The organism is Gemmatimonadaceae bacterium (assembly GCA_020852815.1).
Lineage (GTDB): Bacteria > Gemmatimonadota > Gemmatimonadetes > Gemmatimonadales > Gemmatimonadaceae > SCN-70-22.
In genome coordinates, this window is the sequence record JADZAN010000002.1 from 197776 (window position 1) to 212723 (window position 14948).

The following is a 14948-nucleotide window of genomic DNA, read 5'->3' on the forward strand; positions in this document are numbered from 1 at the left end:
GTCACCCGGCGAAGTCGTTCGGGACCGGTGCCTCGCCACCATGGGTGTAGAATCCTCGCCCGCTCTTCTTGCCCAGCATCCCCGCGGCCACCAGGCGCGTGAGCAGCGGGGGAGGGGCGTAGCGCGTCTCGCGATACGCGTCGTACATGATTCCCGCCACGCGGTGCAGCGTGTCCAGTCCCACAAAGTCGCACAGCGCCAGCGGCCCCATCGGGTGCGCGGCCCCCAGCTGCATCCCGACGTCGATGTCCGCCACGCTCGCCACGCCGCGCTCCAGCGCCCGCACGGCATCCAGCATGTAGGGGACCAGCAGCAGGTTCACCACAAAGCCGGGCGTGTCCTTCGCCGCGATAGGCTCCTTCCCGATCGAACGCACGAACTCGTACGCGCTGCGCATCGTGTCGTCGCTCGTCGTCACCGTGCGCACGACCTCCACCAGTCGCATGGCCGGGACGGGGTTGAAGAAGTGCAATCCCACAAACCGGTCGCCGCGCTGCGTCACGGTTGCCTGCTCCACGATCGACAGCGACGACGTGTTGGACGCGAAGATCGCCCGCGGCGCCACGATTGCATCCAGCGCGCTCCACAGCCGGCGCTTTGCCTCCAGCTCCTCCACCACCGCCTCGATCACGATGTCGCACTCGGCGAGCGCGCCAAGCTCCGTCGTGAACGACAACCTGGCCATCGTGCTCGCCAGGGCGTCGGGGGGGAGCTTCCCCTTCTCGACCGCCTTGGTGAGCGATCGCTCGATGCCCAGGCGGGCCCGCGTGCATAACGAGTCGTCGAGTTCGCGCAGGATCGTCACGAGCCCCGCCTGCGCGGCAACCTGCGCGATCCCCGCACCCATCAGCCCGCCCCCGACGACGCCGACCGTTCCGTGTGTTCGCATGCCCAATAATGGGCCCTCACCGCGCCGCTAGCGAATCCCCTCCGCGGCGCGCGACACCACGTCCAGGAAGCTCGACAGCGGATTGACCGGACGCCGGATCTCGCCGCGTTCCAGCCGGTCGAGCACCTGCTCCAGCGCCAGTTGCGCCCGCTCCACCTTCTTGCGATGCGTCGCCGCCACTGCGTACGAAATCGCCCCGCCCCCAAGCGCCGGGACCAACCCCAGCAGCGCGCCGAACAGGAGCGACCCCTCGGGCATCATCGACGCCACCGCCATCACCCCGCCCAACCCGAGCACCCCACCTCCCGCCGCGATCGAACCGCCAATCACGTAGTTGCGCCGCGACTCGCTGAACGACGCGTCGAGCCGCACCATGCAGCGCTGCGGATCCACCTGCACCACGGTCGCTCCCACCTCGTTGGACGAGGTGAGTGAATATGCGCGCCCCGCCAGGTTGAATCCCTGCGCCAGTTGCCCCACCAGGTCGCGCCGAGCCTCCCACGTCAGGCGATCGTTGAACCGTCGCATGGGCCGCAGCGACTCCTCGCGCTGCATCCAGTCGTCGATGCGCCCCAAGAGGTCGGTTGCCTGCCCATTCACCACGCGCGACGCCGTGACCACCTCGGCGCCGAACAAGCCGCCGACCACCCCGGTGGCCTCGGGGACCGCCACGCGCGTCCGCTCCTCCGCCAGCGCCAGCCGCACGTGCTCGGCGCTGATCCCCACTTCCTTCCCCACCTCGATCAGCTGCGCCTCGCTCATCTGCTCGGCAGGCTCCGACTGTCCGGCTTGCAGCTCCGCCGCGCGCGCCAGCACGCGCTCGAGTGCGGCACGATCGAGTTGGGGCGCCACCTCCTTGCCAGCCGCCGTGCGTTGCAGCTGGGAGGCAGGACTGCCGGAGTCGGGAGCGTTGGGAGTGCGCGCGTCGGTCATGATTCGAAATGGGAGTTGGCGACGGGCGTGGGGTGGCGCAACACGTCAGATCCCGCCCAGCACGATGTCGATCTGGCGATCGAGCGCCGTCACGATGTTCGCCGGCAGGGGAAAGGTGGTGTTGAACGCGGTCAATGGATCGGCGGCGGCCAGCGCCGATGCACTGGCGCGGGCGACGCGCAGGTAATATCGCTGGTAGCCCGCGACCAGTTCAGGCGCCACGCGCTGCAGCAGCATTGCCCCGCCACGCACCGCCGCCAGCGCGCTCCACCTGGCCACGTCGCCGTTGCGTTCGTCCGTCGGTGACGAGTTGTCGCGCACCGCCGCGGTCGCTGTCGTCCCCACCGCCTCGTGGGCAATCACGTACAGCGCGTCCCTGGGGTCCTCGCCACCGGTGGGAAAGGTGACCGACATGAAGTTGTCGCTCCCCCCTACCGACAGCGTGCGCCCCTCACCGCCAAGCGGAAGCGACAGGAGGACGCGCCCCTCGCGCTGCATCGCGTTGCGGATGAAGCGCTGGAAGGCGCTGCGATACGTCCCCGCCCACAGCACGTCGATCGACCCGCGCATCGACGAGCGCCGCGATTGCTCCTGCTGCCAGAAGGCGCGATAGAAGCGCGATCGCTCGTCGTCCAGCGCGCGCACGAACAGCTGCAACCAGTCGCGATCCGACGCCGTGGGGAAGTAGGTGCGAATCGTCGCATACATCCGCAGCTCCTCCTGCGACCGCGCCAGGCGCACGTCTCCCTCGTCGCGCAGGAAGCGATCGACGCCACGCCGCAGGTCGTCCCACGACGCAAAGTAGAGGGCGAGGAACTGCGCCGAGGTGAGGTTGGCGTTGGTCGCGAACCGTGCCTGGAGCGCGGCGCGATTCTGGTCGAAGACGCCTCCCGCCGGGCGAACCCCTGCAATCGACGCCGGATACCCGAGCCGGAAATACGGCACCAGCGACTGGTCGTCCTGCAGCATCGCGAAGCCGTGCAGCCAGAGGTCGACATGCTCGCGCGTATCGAGCTGCCACCCCCCGCTCGTCGGCCGAGAGACCGGCGTGCTCGCCCCGGTTGTCACCACCCCTCCAGAAGTGGTCGTCGTCGCCCCCACGCTATCCGCCGGCGCCGGCGTCGCCTTGACCGTCACCGTCTGCGACGACGCACACCCCGCCAGGGCGAGCACGACGAGGAGCAGGACGGGGAATTGGGCCATGGCGAGATTCACTACGGGACGGGGGCGCTGGATTGTGTCAGATCAAGACACTGCTACCCCTGGGCGAACGCCCGCGTTCGCCCACTCCCGTCCCCCGTCCCCCGTCCCCCGTCCGCCCCTACGCCACTCCCCTCCCGCACGTGATGCAGAACTTCCACCCCACCTCCAGCTCCGTACTGCACGCCGGGCAGTGCTGCACCGTGAGGTTGTGGCCGCAGTTGGGGCAGAAGGTCAGCTTCCGCCCCTCGGGGAGGGTGCCGCTGCAATAGCGGCAGCTGTCGCCGGCGCTCACGGTGATGGGGGTCGAGCGAGGGGAAGCCATGGCGGCGTCGGACTGGGCGGCGAGCGGAGAGGTGAGTGGGGTGCTTCGCGGTGTGATTCGCGGCGTGATTCGTGGGGTCGCTCGCGGCGGAAGTGGCGCGATTGGCGCGGGGCTCAGCGCTGAGTTGGGCGGTGAGGCGGCCGGCGAGGCGGGCGGTGAGGCCGGCTGCGAGACTGGCGTCCTCGCCGACGTCGCCAGGAATGGACGCGACGGCGTCGAGCTGCGCGTCACCGACGGGGCTTCCCCCGTCACCTCCACCGACTCGGTCGCGCGGCCGGCAAGGGCGGCCTGCTCCGTTGGCGACAGCGACGACGCGGGCGATCGAATCTCGCTCCCCCCCGCCAGGCGCTTCTCCAGCGCCTTGAGCGCCTCCGGTGCCAGCGAGACGGTCGACGTCGCGAAGACGCGGAACGCCGTCAGCTCGGGCACCGGCGACGCCAGCTCGGTCCGCATCGCCTTCTGCAGCTCGGCGTCACCGCTCAGGTAGCCGCGCAGCCCCGCCAGCAACTGCATCACCGCCAGTTCGTACTCCTCGTTCGAGTCGAAGCCGAGTTCGCGGCGGTTGGTGCGGTACGGGATGATCTGCTGGTAGAGTTGCGAGACCTCGAACCCTCGGGTGAGCAACTCGGGAAAACCGGCGCGGATGTTCTGCACCAACCGGCGGTACAGGCGGTCGAGCTCGTCCATGCGTTAGCGCTCCAGACGTTCCATCGTCGCGTCGACGTTCGTGTTGTACTTCCCGCGGTTCGAGCCCCCCACCCGCTCGATAGTACGCGTCACGACGTCCTCGGCGTGGAGTTGTGCGTCCTTCCAGCCGAACGAATAGCCGGCGGCGAAGCCGATGAGAAGGATCACGAGGATCTTGACCATTGGGATGGGCCTCCCGGCCGGTGGGCGAGATAGTGCTTGGACAAGGACGCCCCCCCGAGGACGAGGGTCACTCACCAGGGTCTGCACCTCCCCAGGGACGAGGGTCACTCATCTCCCCTGGCGCCCCCCGCGGCGCCCCTCCCGCGGCGCCGCACTCCCGTCCCCCCCCAGCCTTCGCTGGGGCTAGCTTTGCCCCGTCCGCTCATACGGAAGTCGGGCCGCCGCCCGGAACTTCGCCGCATCCGGGAACGGCTCGAGTCTCATCCGGCTCTGTACCGCGCTCACCTTCGACGCCCACGCCGCGTACCCGGACTCGACCAGCCCCTCCGACCTCGTTTGCTCCCCGGCGGCGGCGATGGCCAGGTGGTTCGCGTACTCGTTTTGCGCGTGTCCGTTGTGTCCGCGCACCCAGCGCCATTCCACGGCGTGACCGTTCACCGCCCACACCGCCTGCTGCCACAGCTCCAGGTTCTCGATGGGGCCGCTCTTTCGCTTCCACCCGCGGCGCGCCCAGTCGTGCACCCACTGCGTCATCCCGTCCACGATGTAGCGCGAGTCGGTGGTGAAGACCACGCGGAAGCGCCCGCCCTTGTGCGCGATCGCGCGAAAGCCCTCGATAACCGAACGCAGCGCCATTCGGTTGTTCGTGGTGGCCGGTTCGGAGATCCAGACGTCGCGCCGCACGATCTCGCCGTCCGCTTTCTGGTACTCCACCAGGACGCCGGCCCCGCCGGGGTTCTCCCCTTCACGCCCGTTCCCCAGGCACGATTCGTCGGCGTACATCGCCACCAGCGGGAGGTTGCCCACGCCGTTGTCGGCGCGCCGCGCGTCATCGCTGGCGGCGCCACTGCTGGCGGCGCCACGCTCGGCGGCACTGCTCAACGCACCACCTCGAACGAGTCGATGTCGTCGAGGACGAGGACGATCCGGTCGCCCGTGGTGGGGTGCACGGCCTCGATCGCCTCCTTGCCCCCCTTGAGGAAGAGGCGCTGGGGAATCACGACGTACTCGGTGCCGCGCCGGTACACCGACAGGCGCTTCCCCGCGGTGATGGCGCCTTCCAGTTCGTCGTATTGTCGGGTGGTGAAGCGTGCCATGTGCCTCGCGTCAAACGGCGGATTGCATCCACTCGCGCGCCAGCCGCGTGAGGACGCGCGTCGAGCGCTCCACCTCGTCCAGCGGGATCCACTCCTCGTCGGCGTGGGCGAGGATGATATCACCGGGACCGTAGCAGATGGCAGGGATCCCCGCGTCGTTGAGGAGGGCGGCGTCGGTCCAGGCGCTCATCCCCTCGTGCAGGATCGTCTCGCCCTCGGCGCGCATCGCGCGCTCCAGCGCCTGCACGATGGTCGCGTCTCCCGCCACGTCGCTCGGCCCCTGCGTCAGGATGTGGCGCAGCTCCACGTCGAGCGCGTCGTCGATCGCCGCCACGCGCTCGCAGGCCGCCGCGACCTCCTGCAGCACCTCCTGCGTCGTCTCGCCGGGCAGGGTGCGCCGCTCGATGCGCAGCGTGCAGCGGTCGGGGTAGGTCGACCACCCGGAGCCGCCCTCGATGGTCGACAGGTGCAACGATGCGTGCCCCAGCAACGGGTGCGTGCGATGGGTCAGCACGTCGCGCTGCAGCGTGTCCAGCGCGGCAATCAGGAGCCCGGCGTGACGAATGGCGTCCACCCCCAGGTCGTAGCGCGATCCGTGCGCCGCGCGCCCGCGAAAGTCCAGTTCTACCCAGACAAAGCCGCGGTGCGCCGGGTTCACGGCCAGCCGAGTGGGCTCGGTGACGATCGCTGCATCGGCGCGCAGGCCCGACGCCACCAGCCCCCGCGTCCCCAGCGATTCGTACTCCTCGTCCACCACCGCGCTCACGATGACCTCACCGTCGAGCCCTGCCGCCGCGGCGCGCGCCGCCGCGGCACACATTGCCGCCACCCCGCCCTTCATGTCGCAGCTCCCGCGCCCGTAGATCCGCCCGTCCCGCTCTTCGGCACTAAACGGGGCGTGCAGCATTCCGTCGACCCCCACCACGTCCAGGTGGCCGTTGAAGAGGAGCGTGCGCCCTCCCGGCTTTCCGATGCGTGCCACCACGTTGGGGCGCCCGCTCGCCACCTCCATCAGCTCGGTGCGAAAGCCCCAGGCGCGCAGCACCTGCGCCAGCGCCTCCGCCACCGCCCCCTCGCCAGGTGCACCGGGGACAAGCGAAGGATTGCGGGAGTCGACGGAAACGAGGCGCCGCAGGAGTGCGATCGCGTCGCCAGGCGGGATGTCGGTCATGTGGGGAGGGCCGCAGGGTCCGGGGGAATGCCGTCGCCCTCCGGCCACCACGCAAAGCCCTGCGTGTCGACCGAGAACGGGACGGGGGTCGCGAGAACTTCCACGGCGCGGCGCACCGGCTCCTCCAGCCCGTGTGCGCAGACGAGGAGCACGCACCCCCCGCCCGAAGCGCCTAACGCCTTGCCGCCGATGGCACCCGCGCGCATCGCCACGTCGAGAACACGATCGATGAGCGGCGTCGTGATTGCCGGGTGCAACGTGCGCTGGTGCTCCCAGTGCTCGCGCACCAGCACCCCCAGCCCGTCCACCTCCTCGGCCACGATCGCGTCGGCCATCGACACGGCCAGGCGCTTCATCCCGCGCAGCGCGCGCAGCACCCGCCCCTCGCGCGCACGATAGGCGTCCATCACGGCGGTGATCGTGTCCCCCGAGATGCGCGACTGCCCGGTGTACACTACGAGGCAGCGATGCTCCAGTTCGCGGATGAAGTGGTGCGTGAGGGCGAGCTGGTGGACCACAGTCGCCTCGCCGAACTCCAGCGCCAGCGCTCCGCCGTACGCCGCGGCGTAGTGATCCTGTCGCCCCCCCGCGATGTGCAGCTCGTCGACTTCCACGCGGCGCGAGGCCTCGGCCAGCGCCGTGCGGCTGGCGGGGACGCGGTCGCGCAGGCGGCGGTAGTGCGCGGTGATGGCGCCGGCGGGAAGTGCCTGCGGCGGGACTCCCATGGCATCGGCCACGGCGCGCCACCCCTCGATGGCCCCCATCATTGCCACGCCGGCCGCCGACGAGCCGCCCAGTCCCGCGCCTAACGGGAAGTCGTTCGTGACGCGCGCCTCCACGCCCGGGAGCCCGGCGATGCGCAGCGCCGCGTTGGCCAGGGCGCGCTCCCGCATGTCGTCGTCAGCTGCACCGTCGCCGCCGGGCGCCAGCCGCACCGTGGCATAGCGCGTATTGGCCAGGTTGCAGGTGTATCCCCCTTCCTCGGTCGGATAGGGAGGGACATCGGTCCACCCTCCGCCGAAGTCGAGGCGCGTGGGCGCGCGAGCGACGAGTGCAGGCATGCCCCAAAACAAGCACAAGGGGCGACGTCTCGCGACGTCGCCCCTGTGGCTGCTGTGTCAGGCCAGGCGATCGGAATCGCCGTGCCGCTGCTACCTCTTCTTCGGTTGCGGCTTTGCGGGAGTCTTCGCGGCAGGCTTGGGCGCTTCCTTGGCCGCCGGCTTGGTCGCGGTCTTTGCCGCAACCTTGGGAGCTTCCTTGGCCACCGGCTTTGGCGATTCCTTGGCGGGAGCCTTCGGTGCAGCCTTGGCAGCGGGCTTCGCTGCTTCCTTCGACGCGTCCTTTGCCGCTTCCTTCGCCGGCGCCTTGGGAGATGCCTTGGCTGTGTCCTTCAATGGGTCCTTGTGCGAGTCCTTGGGCGCGGCCGCCTTCGCCGAGTCCTTCGCTGTTTCTTTCGCCACCTTGGTCGCCTTGGACTCGGCGGCCGGGGCAGGAGGTGCCACAACGACCGGCGCGGGCGCGGGTATCGGTGCGGGGGCCGGCTTGACGACCGGCTTGGAGTCGGGCGTCACGGACTTGGGCGGCCGCGGGACCACCGGCGGCTCCAGCGACACGACGGGGGCCGCCGAGACCGCTGGCGCGACCTTCTTGGGCGCCTCGACCTTGGCCGGCTCGGGCTTCGGTACCTTCGGGGACGACGCGTGCGCCGCCTCGACGTCGCGCATCAGCTTGTCGGCCTCGTCCTGCGACATCTGCCCGCGCCGCACCATGTACTGCACCAGGTCGCGGGCGCTCTCTATCGCGAACGGGGTGAGACCGGCCGCCGCCCCTACCACCTCGCGCATCGTCCCGGCCATCCGGCTCCCCGCTTCCAGCGAGATCTCGTGCGCCTTGGCTGCCATTTCGGCCATGGTGTCGCGCACGTCCTGCCCGCGATGCCCCGGACCACGCTTTGGGGGCGTCGGCGTCGGGGGGGCGCTCTCCTCCCCCTCCGGCATTTCGTCAATGGACGCCATATTCTCCGACATCAAACGTATGCTCCGGCAACAGGTCGCGAAGATGGTCGCGACGTGGTCGGGGCACCCGGAGGGCCCCGCTCGGCCCGCGCACCAGTGTCGGCACCTGAATCGCGGGCCATTCTGGTGGGGGCAAGGCGGCGGTAAGTATATGATTTTTCGGGGCCTACGCAAGTCGCGGTGATGCCATCTCGAAGTACGGAAATGCCGCTTTCTTCCGCTGCAGTCCAATTCTAGGAACGTCATCAACGCGACAGCACACCGCTTGCAATGCTACAGGGAATCCGAATACTCGACCTGAGTCGCGTCCTCGCCGCGCCACTCGCCTCCATGACGTTGGGCGATCTCGGCGCCGACGTCCTCAAGGTCGAACGCCCCGGTATCGGCGACGAAACCCGCGCCTGGGGCCCCCCTTTCGACGAGCGCGGCGAGGCCGCCTACTACCTCGCCATCAATCGCAACAAGCTCGGCGTTGCGCTCGACCTCGACGCCCCCGCCGATCGCGCCATCCTCGAACGACTAATCGCCGGCGCCGACGTCGTCCTCGACAACTACAAGCGCGGCACCCTCGAACGGAAAGGGTTCGATCCGGCGCGCTTCCTGAGCCAGCACCAGCGCCTCATCTGGTGCACCGTCACCGGCTTCGGTCCCCACTCCGACCGCCCCGGCTACGACTTCGTCGTCCAGGCCGAGTCGGGGTGGATGTCGATCACCGGTCCCATCGACGGCCAACCCGCCAAGTCGGGGATCGCCCTCGCCGACGTCCTCGCCGGCAAGGACACCACGATCGCCATTCTCGGCGCCCTGGTCGCGCGCGAACGCGCAACCTCACCCATCCCCATCGCCGAGCGATGGTTGTTCACCTCGCTCCTGCACACGGCGACCGCTGCCCTGGTCAACGTCGCGCAGAACGTCCTGGTCGGGGGAAAGGAGGCGCGACGCTGGGGAAACGGGCACGCCAACCTCGTCCCGTACCAGCTCTTTCGCGCCGCCGATCGCTACCTCGTCATCGCCGTGGGGAACGACGGGCAGTGGGGGGGCTGCTGCCGCGCCCTCGGACTCGATGCGCTGGCGACGGACCCGGCGCTCGCCACCAACACCGGCCGGCTGGCTCATCGCGAGCGTGTGGTCGCCGCCATCTCCGAGCGGCTGGCGCAGCGCGCCGCCGCCGACTGGATCGCCCAATTGGACGCCGCTGGGGTTCCCTGCGGTGTGGTGAAGGGGGTGACCGAGGCGCTGGGCGCAGTGAGTGCGTCGGCGCGCACGGGCGTCGAGCCCTCGGTGCCGGGAAGCGTGCGCCTCGACCCTCCCACGCTCGACGAGGACGGCGCGCTCATCCGCGAGCACGGCTGGGAGGCGTTTGCCCGCGTCGCTCGCCGGCGCCACGGGTAACGCCAGGGCGGGCGCGAACGCCGGAGCGCGGGCGCGAGCGCCGTCAGCTGCCGGGCTCGTCGCCGAACGTTTGCCCCGCGGCGGGGTAAGCCGCCGCGTGCCGACGCTTTCCCATTTCCGTTCGCTGCTGGGCGCCGTGACGCTCTCGCTCGCCGCTGCGGCGTGCGGCGACGACGCGTCGGCCCCCACCAGCGAGTCGTTCGGCACCTCGTTCGACCGGATGTGGAACACCGCCGACCGCGAGTACTCGTACTTCGACTACAAGGGGATCGATTGGCGGGGGGTGAGAGCGCAGTACCGTCCCCGCGCCGAGCGAGCGACCGACGTCGCGACCTTCATGGAGGTGGTGAAGGAGGCGCTGGCCACGCTCAGGGATGTCCACGTCTGGGTCATCCAGCCCGACGGGAAGTACGTGGCCACCTTCCGGCCGGCGTACCGGGAGAACTGGTCGACCGCGATGCGCGCGCGCCAGGCGCAACTCGACGGCTTCACCACCGAGTCGGCGGCGCTGTATCACGTCGACTACGGGGCGGTGGCGTACGTCGCCATCACCACGTTCGGCAACGGGCAGTTCGACGTGGCCACCTTCGATCGCGTGCTGGAGCGCTATCGTCAGGCGCCGGCGCTGGTGATCGACGTGCGGATGAACGGCGGCGGCAACGATGCCTTCGCTTACCAGGTGGCGGGGCGCTTCACCTCGACGTCGCGCGTTGGCGGCTACTACCAGTACCGCAACGGTGCGCAGCATGGCGCCTTCACGCCAATGACGCCGCGTAGCGTGGTGCCGCGGGGGAGCTGGCAGTTCACGCGTCCCGTCATTCTCCTTGTGGGGCGTGGGGCCTTCTCGTCCACCGAGGGGTTCACATCGGCGATGCAGGCGCTGCCTAACGTGACGCTGGTGGGCGACACCACCGGTGGCGGTTCGGGGAACCCGGCGGTCTTTCCCGTGCGCGCTGGATACGGCTTCTCCGTCTCGCGCTGGATCGAGTACACCGCGCAGCGCCAACCGATCGAGTGGAAGGGAATTGCCCCCGACGTGGCCGTTCCGTTCAGCGACGCGGCGGTGGTGCTGGGCGACGATGAGACGCTTGCTGCCGCCCTGGCCTACGCGGGGCAAGCCGCTTCCCGGGTGTCGCAGCCGACAACGGCGATCGTGACGTCGGGGCATCGCTGAGCGCGACTCGCGGGCGTGGCGGCTCCGGTGCCGCGGCGTGCCGGCCAAGGTTTTCGTCCCCGATCCGTTCAGTATCGGCCCCGGAAGCGGTTTCGTGAGTGTTGTCGTGTTACGGGGATTCAACTGCGTCGTCTACCTGACGTGACTGCACTCGCGCATCCCTTCGCACCCTCGGCGGGACTATCGAGAGCCGCAAAAAGCGGTTATGCTGGGGCCGTGAAAACGACGGCACCTGCCTCTCCCATAGACCAGCTCGAGGCCGACCAGGAGATCATCACCAAGGTCCTTGCGGGCGACCGCAACGCCTTTGGTGTCCTGATCCAGCGTTACAGTGACCCGCTCTACCGGCATGCCCTGGGCATGACGGGAAGTCCGGACGTTGCGGAAGACATCCTCCAGATGTCGTTCATCAAGGCGTACCACCACCTCGCCGAAGTGCGGGGGCGGTTTGACGCCTGGGTGTTTCGCATCGTCGCCAACGGGTGCAAGGACTGGCTGAAGAACATTCGGCGGACCCACCTGAGCTACGAGGAAGACGATCAGCCGACCTCGTACGCGACGCCTGAGGAGGAACTGGACCGTACGGAGCTTCGCAACGATCTCGACGACGCGCTGCTGCAACTGCCAGTGTCGCTTCGCGAGGCGTTCATCATGAAGCACGTCGAAGGTCGGTCGTACGAAGAGATGGCGGATCTATTGGGTACTACGGTCGGGGCTCTGAAGATGCGCGTCCATCGCGCACGTGAAGCGCTCCAGGCTCTCTTGGAGGAGAAATACGCCTAATGCTCGACAGACATAACGAGCGCGACGGCCGTGCCGAGCGTGAACGCCCCCTGCGCCCCAGCGATGAGATGGGGAGCATCCGTGGCGAGCGTGAAGTCCCCCTCGCCCCGGTCGCAACACCCGACGTGGTCAACCGCTGGCTCGATGGCGAGCTTCCGGAGCCGACCGGACTGCGTGGCGATGCCGCGCGCTCCGTGGAGTTCTGGCGCCGCCTTGGCGAGGAGACGGACGCCCGTCGTCGCATGATGACCCCCGCGCACCTCCCGGCCAAGATCATGGCCTCCCTCCCGCCGCTGGCCATCCCGCAGCAGCAGGTGGTGCCATGGTATCGGAAGGACGTCAGGGTCAATCCCATGGTGGCTTTGGCCGCCGCGGCTGCACTCTTTACGCTGGGACTCATCGCGGCGCAGGCTTTGCTTCGCTAGAAGACGAGAAGACGAGAAGACGAGAAGACGAGGTACGACCCTGGGGCGCTGGGACTCGCGATGAGTCCCCGCGCCCTTCGCCTTTCCCTCCCTCGTCTTCTCGTCTTCCCGTCCTCTCGTCTTCTAGATTGAGGTATGCAGCTCCCCCTCACCGCCGCCAGCGTCGAACTGGATGCGGCCATCCTCCAGGTGGCCGTCGCGGCTGGGCTCACCGCATACGCCGGTTCGCTCTACCGGCGCTACCGCAAGCCGCACTTTGCCTGGTTCGCCAGTGCCTGGGCGCTGTACCTGCTGCGGTTGCTCTGCATCATGGCCTTCCTCATCACGCAGCAGAGCGGGTGGCTCTACTGGCACCAGGTGGTGACGGGATGGACGGCGCTGGCGCTGCTCTGGTCGGCGCTCGTCTTTTCTCGACAGCTGCAATTCAAGCCGGCCTATCTCGCCGCCCTCCTCTTCCCGCTGGGGTGGTCGGTGATCGCCATCTTCGTGATGCGCGATTTCTTCTGGGCGGCGCTCCCCGCGGTCGTCTTCCTTTCGTTTGTCACCTTCTGGACCGCGGCGGTCTTCTACCGGCACTGGGAGCGGACGCGCGTGCGCGGGGCGCGCTTCCTCGCCGTGGCGCTCTTCCTCTGGGCGCTGCACCATCTCGACTATCCTTTCCTGCGGGCGCGCGGGGCGTGGAACCCGTGGGGATACTACCTCGACATCATCTTCCTCCTCTGCACCGGCGTCGGGCTCACCTACTTGGTTCTCGATGAGCTCAAGCAGGGCTTCACCGCACTCACTTCGCTCGCCGCGACGACCAGCACGGTGGCCGAGCGCGACGACCTCGAGGTGCTGCTGGGGCAGGCCCTTTCGCTCCCGGCCACGCGCGGCGCCGCGCTCCTCGCGCGCGCCGGCCGCGAGACCACGCTCGTGCGCGGGGTGGGGGAGTGCGCGCCGTGGGCGTCCAACGCACTCCCGCCCACGGCGATCGAATTGGCCGATACCGCCATCGCCACCGGCGCCCCGCGCGTGACCGGCGCGTGGACGCACGGGGCGGCGCGAGCCTCGTTAGGCTTCGCCTACGGCGCCGCCCTCCCCATCCCGCGCGCCACCGCGGGGACGGCGGCGCTCGTCCTCGTCGGTGACGTCCGCAACCCGTTCACCGCGCTCGACGACGCCTTCCTCATCGCCCTCGGCCAGCAGCTCGGCGCCGCCCTCGACGCCGCCGAACTCACGCGACGGTTGCGCGCGCGTACCGCCGACCTGACCCGCCTCTCCGCGCGCATGATCGAGCAGCATGAGGAGGAGCGGCGCCGCATCTCGCTCGAGCTGCACGACGAGACGGCGCAGGTGTTCAGCGCCGTCAAGTTGCAGCTGGGGTTGCTGCGCGAGCGCACGAGCGGCAACGAGGCACTCGGCGTCGAGCGGGCCCTCGCGCTCGTGGACGAGGGGATGCGCTCCATCCGGAACGTGACCGAGACGCTGCGCCCCACCGTCCTCGACGACCTGGGTCTGGTCCCCGCCATGCGCTCGCTCGCCGTGGGCTTCGAGGGGCAGTGCGGGATCGAGGTCACGCTCGATGCGCCGGAGCCCGCCCCCCACTTGAGCGAGGACGCCGAACTGGCGCTCTTTCGGGCCATGCAGGAGGCGCTGTCGAACGTGGCGCGCCACGCCCCGCGCGCCCAGCACGTGTGGGCGTCGCTGCGCGAGGAGTCGGGGGCGCTGGTGCTCGACGTGCGCGACGATGGCCTGGGGAGCGACGCACCGCTCGACCGGGAACGACTGGAACGCCTGGAGCGCGAGGGACACATGGGACTCGCCGGGATGCGCGAGCGCATCGGATCGTTAGGAGGGACCGTGACACTCGCCCACGCCGCCGAAGGCGGGGTGAGGGTCACCATCTGCGTCCCGCTGCGCGCCATCGGGGCCGCATGACGACGCCCAACGGACCGGACGAGGGGGTGCTCCCCGCGGCTCCGGCGGTGCCGCCGGTTGCAGCTCGCGGTGGCGTCATTCGCGTCGTCCTGGTCGACGACCACGGGATCGTGCGCGAAGGGTTGCGCCAGGTGCTCGCCACCGACGGTGACTTCGACGTGGTGGGGGAGGCCAGCAACGGCGAGCAGGCGCTGGCGGTCGCCCAGCAGGTGCAACCCGACGTCATCCTCCTCGATATCACCATGCCCGGCGACTCCGGGCTCGTGGTGGCCCAGAAGCTGCGCTCTCAGGTCCCGGCGGCGCGCGTCCTGATGCTCAGCGTGCATGACGACGCCGAGTACGTGATGCAGAGCGTGCGCGCCGGCGCGCATGGCTACCTGCGCAAGGACACCACGCCCGGCGACCTGCGCGCCGCGGTGCGCGCCGTGCATGGCGGCGACGCCTGGTTCTCGCCGGCCGTTGCCAAGCGGCTGACGGAGGTGCTGCGTAGCGAGGCGACGGCTCCGCCAGCCGCACCCGCGCCGGCCGTCGTCGCCGCCTCGCTCGACGTCCTCACCAACCGCGAGCGCGAGGTCCTCGCCCTGGTGGCCCGGGGGCTGCTCAACAAGGAGATCGGGGCGCAACTCGGGATCAGCACACGCACCGTAGAGGCGCATCGCGACTCCATGGTGCGCAAGCTGGGGATCCGCAGCGCGGCGGGGCTCACGCGCTTCGCGTTGGAGCAGGGGCTGCTGGAGGAGTAGGCGGGGCGCGC

At 69.6% G+C, this 14948-nt stretch carries 16 protein-coding genes; 6 read left to right on the top strand and 10 right to left on the bottom strand.

All coding sequences use genetic code 11. The annotated features are described in order from the left end of the window. Nucleotide 1: 1 nt before the first annotated feature. The 10 genes from IT359_01895 to IT359_01940 form a co-directional block, all read right to left on the bottom strand. Nucleotides 2–889: a 3-hydroxybutyryl-CoA dehydrogenase gene (locus IT359_01895; protein MCC6927718.1), complete on the bottom strand. Its 888-nt coding sequence runs from the start codon at nt 887–889 to the stop codon at nt 2–4. A 27-nt stretch (nt 890–916) separates the two neighbouring features. Next, nucleotides 917–1822, bottom strand: a complete 906-nt coding sequence (locus tag IT359_01900; GenBank protein ID MCC6927719.1) for a hypothetical protein — start codon at nt 1820–1822, stop codon at nt 917–919. 45 nt (nt 1823–1867) lie between these two features. Beyond that, a complete protein-coding gene (locus IT359_01905; protein ID MCC6927720.1) occupies nt 1868–3025 on the bottom strand; it encodes a hypothetical protein in 1158 nt (385 codons plus the stop codon). Nucleotides 3026–3143: 118 nt separating this feature from the next. Then, the gene (locus IT359_01910) at nt 3144–4034 is read right to left on the bottom strand and encodes a zinc ribbon domain-containing protein (protein ID MCC6927721.1); all 891 of its coding nucleotides are present in this window, start codon (nt 4032–4034) and stop codon (nt 3144–3146) included. Between the two features lie 3 nt (nt 4035–4037). Continuing rightward, entirely contained in the window at nt 4038–4217 is a 180-nt protein-coding gene (locus IT359_01915) for a hypothetical protein (protein MCC6927722.1), read from the bottom strand. A 183-nt stretch (nt 4218–4400) separates the two neighbouring features. Beyond that, on the bottom strand, nt 4401–5099 hold the full coding sequence (locus tag IT359_01920; GenBank protein ID MCC6927723.1) for a ribonuclease HI: 699 nt from the start codon (nt 5097–5099) through the stop codon (nt 4401–4403). Then, the gene (locus IT359_01925; protein ID MCC6927724.1) at nt 5096–5314 is read right to left on the bottom strand and encodes a hypothetical protein; all 219 of its coding nucleotides are present in this window, start codon (nt 5312–5314) and stop codon (nt 5096–5098) included. The genes IT359_01920 and IT359_01925 overlap by 4 nt, the downstream gene beginning before the upstream one ends. 10 nt (nt 5315–5324) lie before the next feature. Beyond that, a complete protein-coding gene (locus tag IT359_01930; GenBank protein ID MCC6927725.1) occupies nt 5325–6485 on the bottom strand; it encodes an ArgE/DapE family deacylase in 1161 nt (386 codons plus the stop codon). Then, nucleotides 6482–7546 (bottom strand): hypothetical protein, encoded by a 1065-nt coding sequence (locus tag IT359_01935; GenBank protein MCC6927726.1) that lies wholly within the window; start codon nt 7544–7546, stop codon nt 6482–6484. The genes IT359_01930 and IT359_01935 overlap by 4 nt, the downstream gene beginning before the upstream one ends. A gap of 90 nt (nt 7547–7636) precedes the next feature. Further along, nucleotides 7637–8500, bottom strand: a complete 864-nt coding sequence (locus tag IT359_01940; GenBank protein ID MCC6927727.1) for a hypothetical protein — start codon at nt 8498–8500, stop codon at nt 7637–7639. Between the two features lie 270 nt (nt 8501–8770). Here IT359_01940 and IT359_01945 point away from each other — a divergent pair, with 270 nt between their 5' ends. From IT359_01945 to IT359_01970, 6 genes are all read left to right on the top strand, one after another. Further along, on the top strand, nt 8771–9892 hold the full coding sequence (locus IT359_01945; GenBank protein ID MCC6927728.1) for a CoA transferase: 1122 nt from the start codon (nt 8771–8773) through the stop codon (nt 9890–9892). A 97-nt stretch (nt 9893–9989) separates the two neighbouring features. After that, on the top strand, nt 9990–11066 hold the full coding sequence (locus IT359_01950; protein ID MCC6927729.1) for a hypothetical protein: 1077 nt from the start codon (nt 9990–9992) through the stop codon (nt 11064–11066). 141 nt (nt 11067–11207) lie between these two features. Beyond that, nucleotides 11208–11849 carry an RNA polymerase sigma factor gene (locus IT359_01955; protein ID MCC6927730.1) on the top strand — a complete coding sequence of 214 codons (642 nt, stop codon included), beginning with the start codon at nt 11208–11210 and terminating at the stop codon, nt 11847–11849. Beyond that, nucleotides 11849–12274 (top strand): hypothetical protein, encoded by a 426-nt coding sequence (locus IT359_01960; GenBank protein MCC6927731.1) that lies wholly within the window; start codon nt 11849–11851, stop codon nt 12272–12274. Before IT359_01955 ends, IT359_01960 begins: the two co-directional genes overlap by 1 nt. Nucleotides 12275–12409: 135 nt before the next feature. Further along, nucleotides 12410–14194 (top strand): sensor histidine kinase, encoded by a 1785-nt coding sequence (locus IT359_01965; GenBank protein MCC6927732.1) that lies wholly within the window; start codon nt 12410–12412, stop codon nt 14192–14194. Next, nucleotides 14191–14937, top strand: a complete 747-nt coding sequence (locus tag IT359_01970) for a response regulator transcription factor (GenBank protein MCC6927733.1) — start codon at nt 14191–14193, stop codon at nt 14935–14937. The genes IT359_01965 and IT359_01970 overlap by 4 nt, the downstream gene beginning before the upstream one ends. Nucleotides 14938–14948: the final 11 nt, after the last annotated feature.

Excerpts from the sequence above, each read along its gene's own strand:
- IT359_01895 (MCC6927718.1), bottom strand. The coding sequence starts at position 889 with ATGCGAACACACGGAACGGTCGGCGTCGTCGGGGGCGGGCTGATGGGT.
- IT359_01900 (MCC6927719.1), bottom strand. The coding sequence starts at position 1,822 with ATGACCGACGCGCGCACTCCCAACGCTCCCGACTCCGGCAGTCCTGCC.
- IT359_01905 (MCC6927720.1), bottom strand. The coding sequence starts at position 3,025 with ATGGCCCAATTCCCCGTCCTGCTCCTCGTCGTGCTCGCCCTGGCGGGG.
- IT359_01910 (MCC6927721.1), bottom strand. The coding sequence starts at position 4,034 with ATGGACGAGCTCGACCGCCTGTACCGCCGGTTGGTGCAGAACATCCGC.
- IT359_01915 (MCC6927722.1), bottom strand. The coding sequence starts at position 4,217 with ATGGTCAAGATCCTCGTGATCCTTCTCATCGGCTTCGCCGCCGGCTAT.
- IT359_01925 (MCC6927724.1), bottom strand. The coding sequence starts at position 5,314 with ATGGCACGCTTCACCACCCGACAATACGACGAACTGGAAGGCGCCATC.
- IT359_01930 (MCC6927725.1), bottom strand. The coding sequence starts at position 6,485 with ATGACCGACATCCCGCCTGGCGACGCGATCGCACTCCTGCGGCGCCTC.
- IT359_01935 (MCC6927726.1), bottom strand. The coding sequence starts at position 7,546 with ATGCCTGCACTCGTCGCTCGCGCGCCCACGCGCCTCGACTTCGGCGGA.
- IT359_01940 (MCC6927727.1), bottom strand. The coding sequence starts at position 8,500 with ATGGCGTCCATTGACGAAATGCCGGAGGGGGAGGAGAGCGCCCCCCCG.
- IT359_01945 (MCC6927728.1), top strand. The coding sequence starts at position 8,771 with ATGCTACAGGGAATCCGAATACTCGACCTGAGTCGCGTCCTCGCCGCG.
- IT359_01960 (MCC6927731.1), top strand. The coding sequence starts at position 11,849 with ATGCTCGACAGACATAACGAGCGCGACGGCCGTGCCGAGCGTGAACGC.
- IT359_01965 (MCC6927732.1), top strand. The coding sequence starts at position 12,410 with ATGCAGCTCCCCCTCACCGCCGCCAGCGTCGAACTGGATGCGGCCATC.
- IT359_01970 (MCC6927733.1), top strand. The coding sequence starts at position 14,191 with ATGACGACGCCCAACGGACCGGACGAGGGGGTGCTCCCCGCGGCTCCG.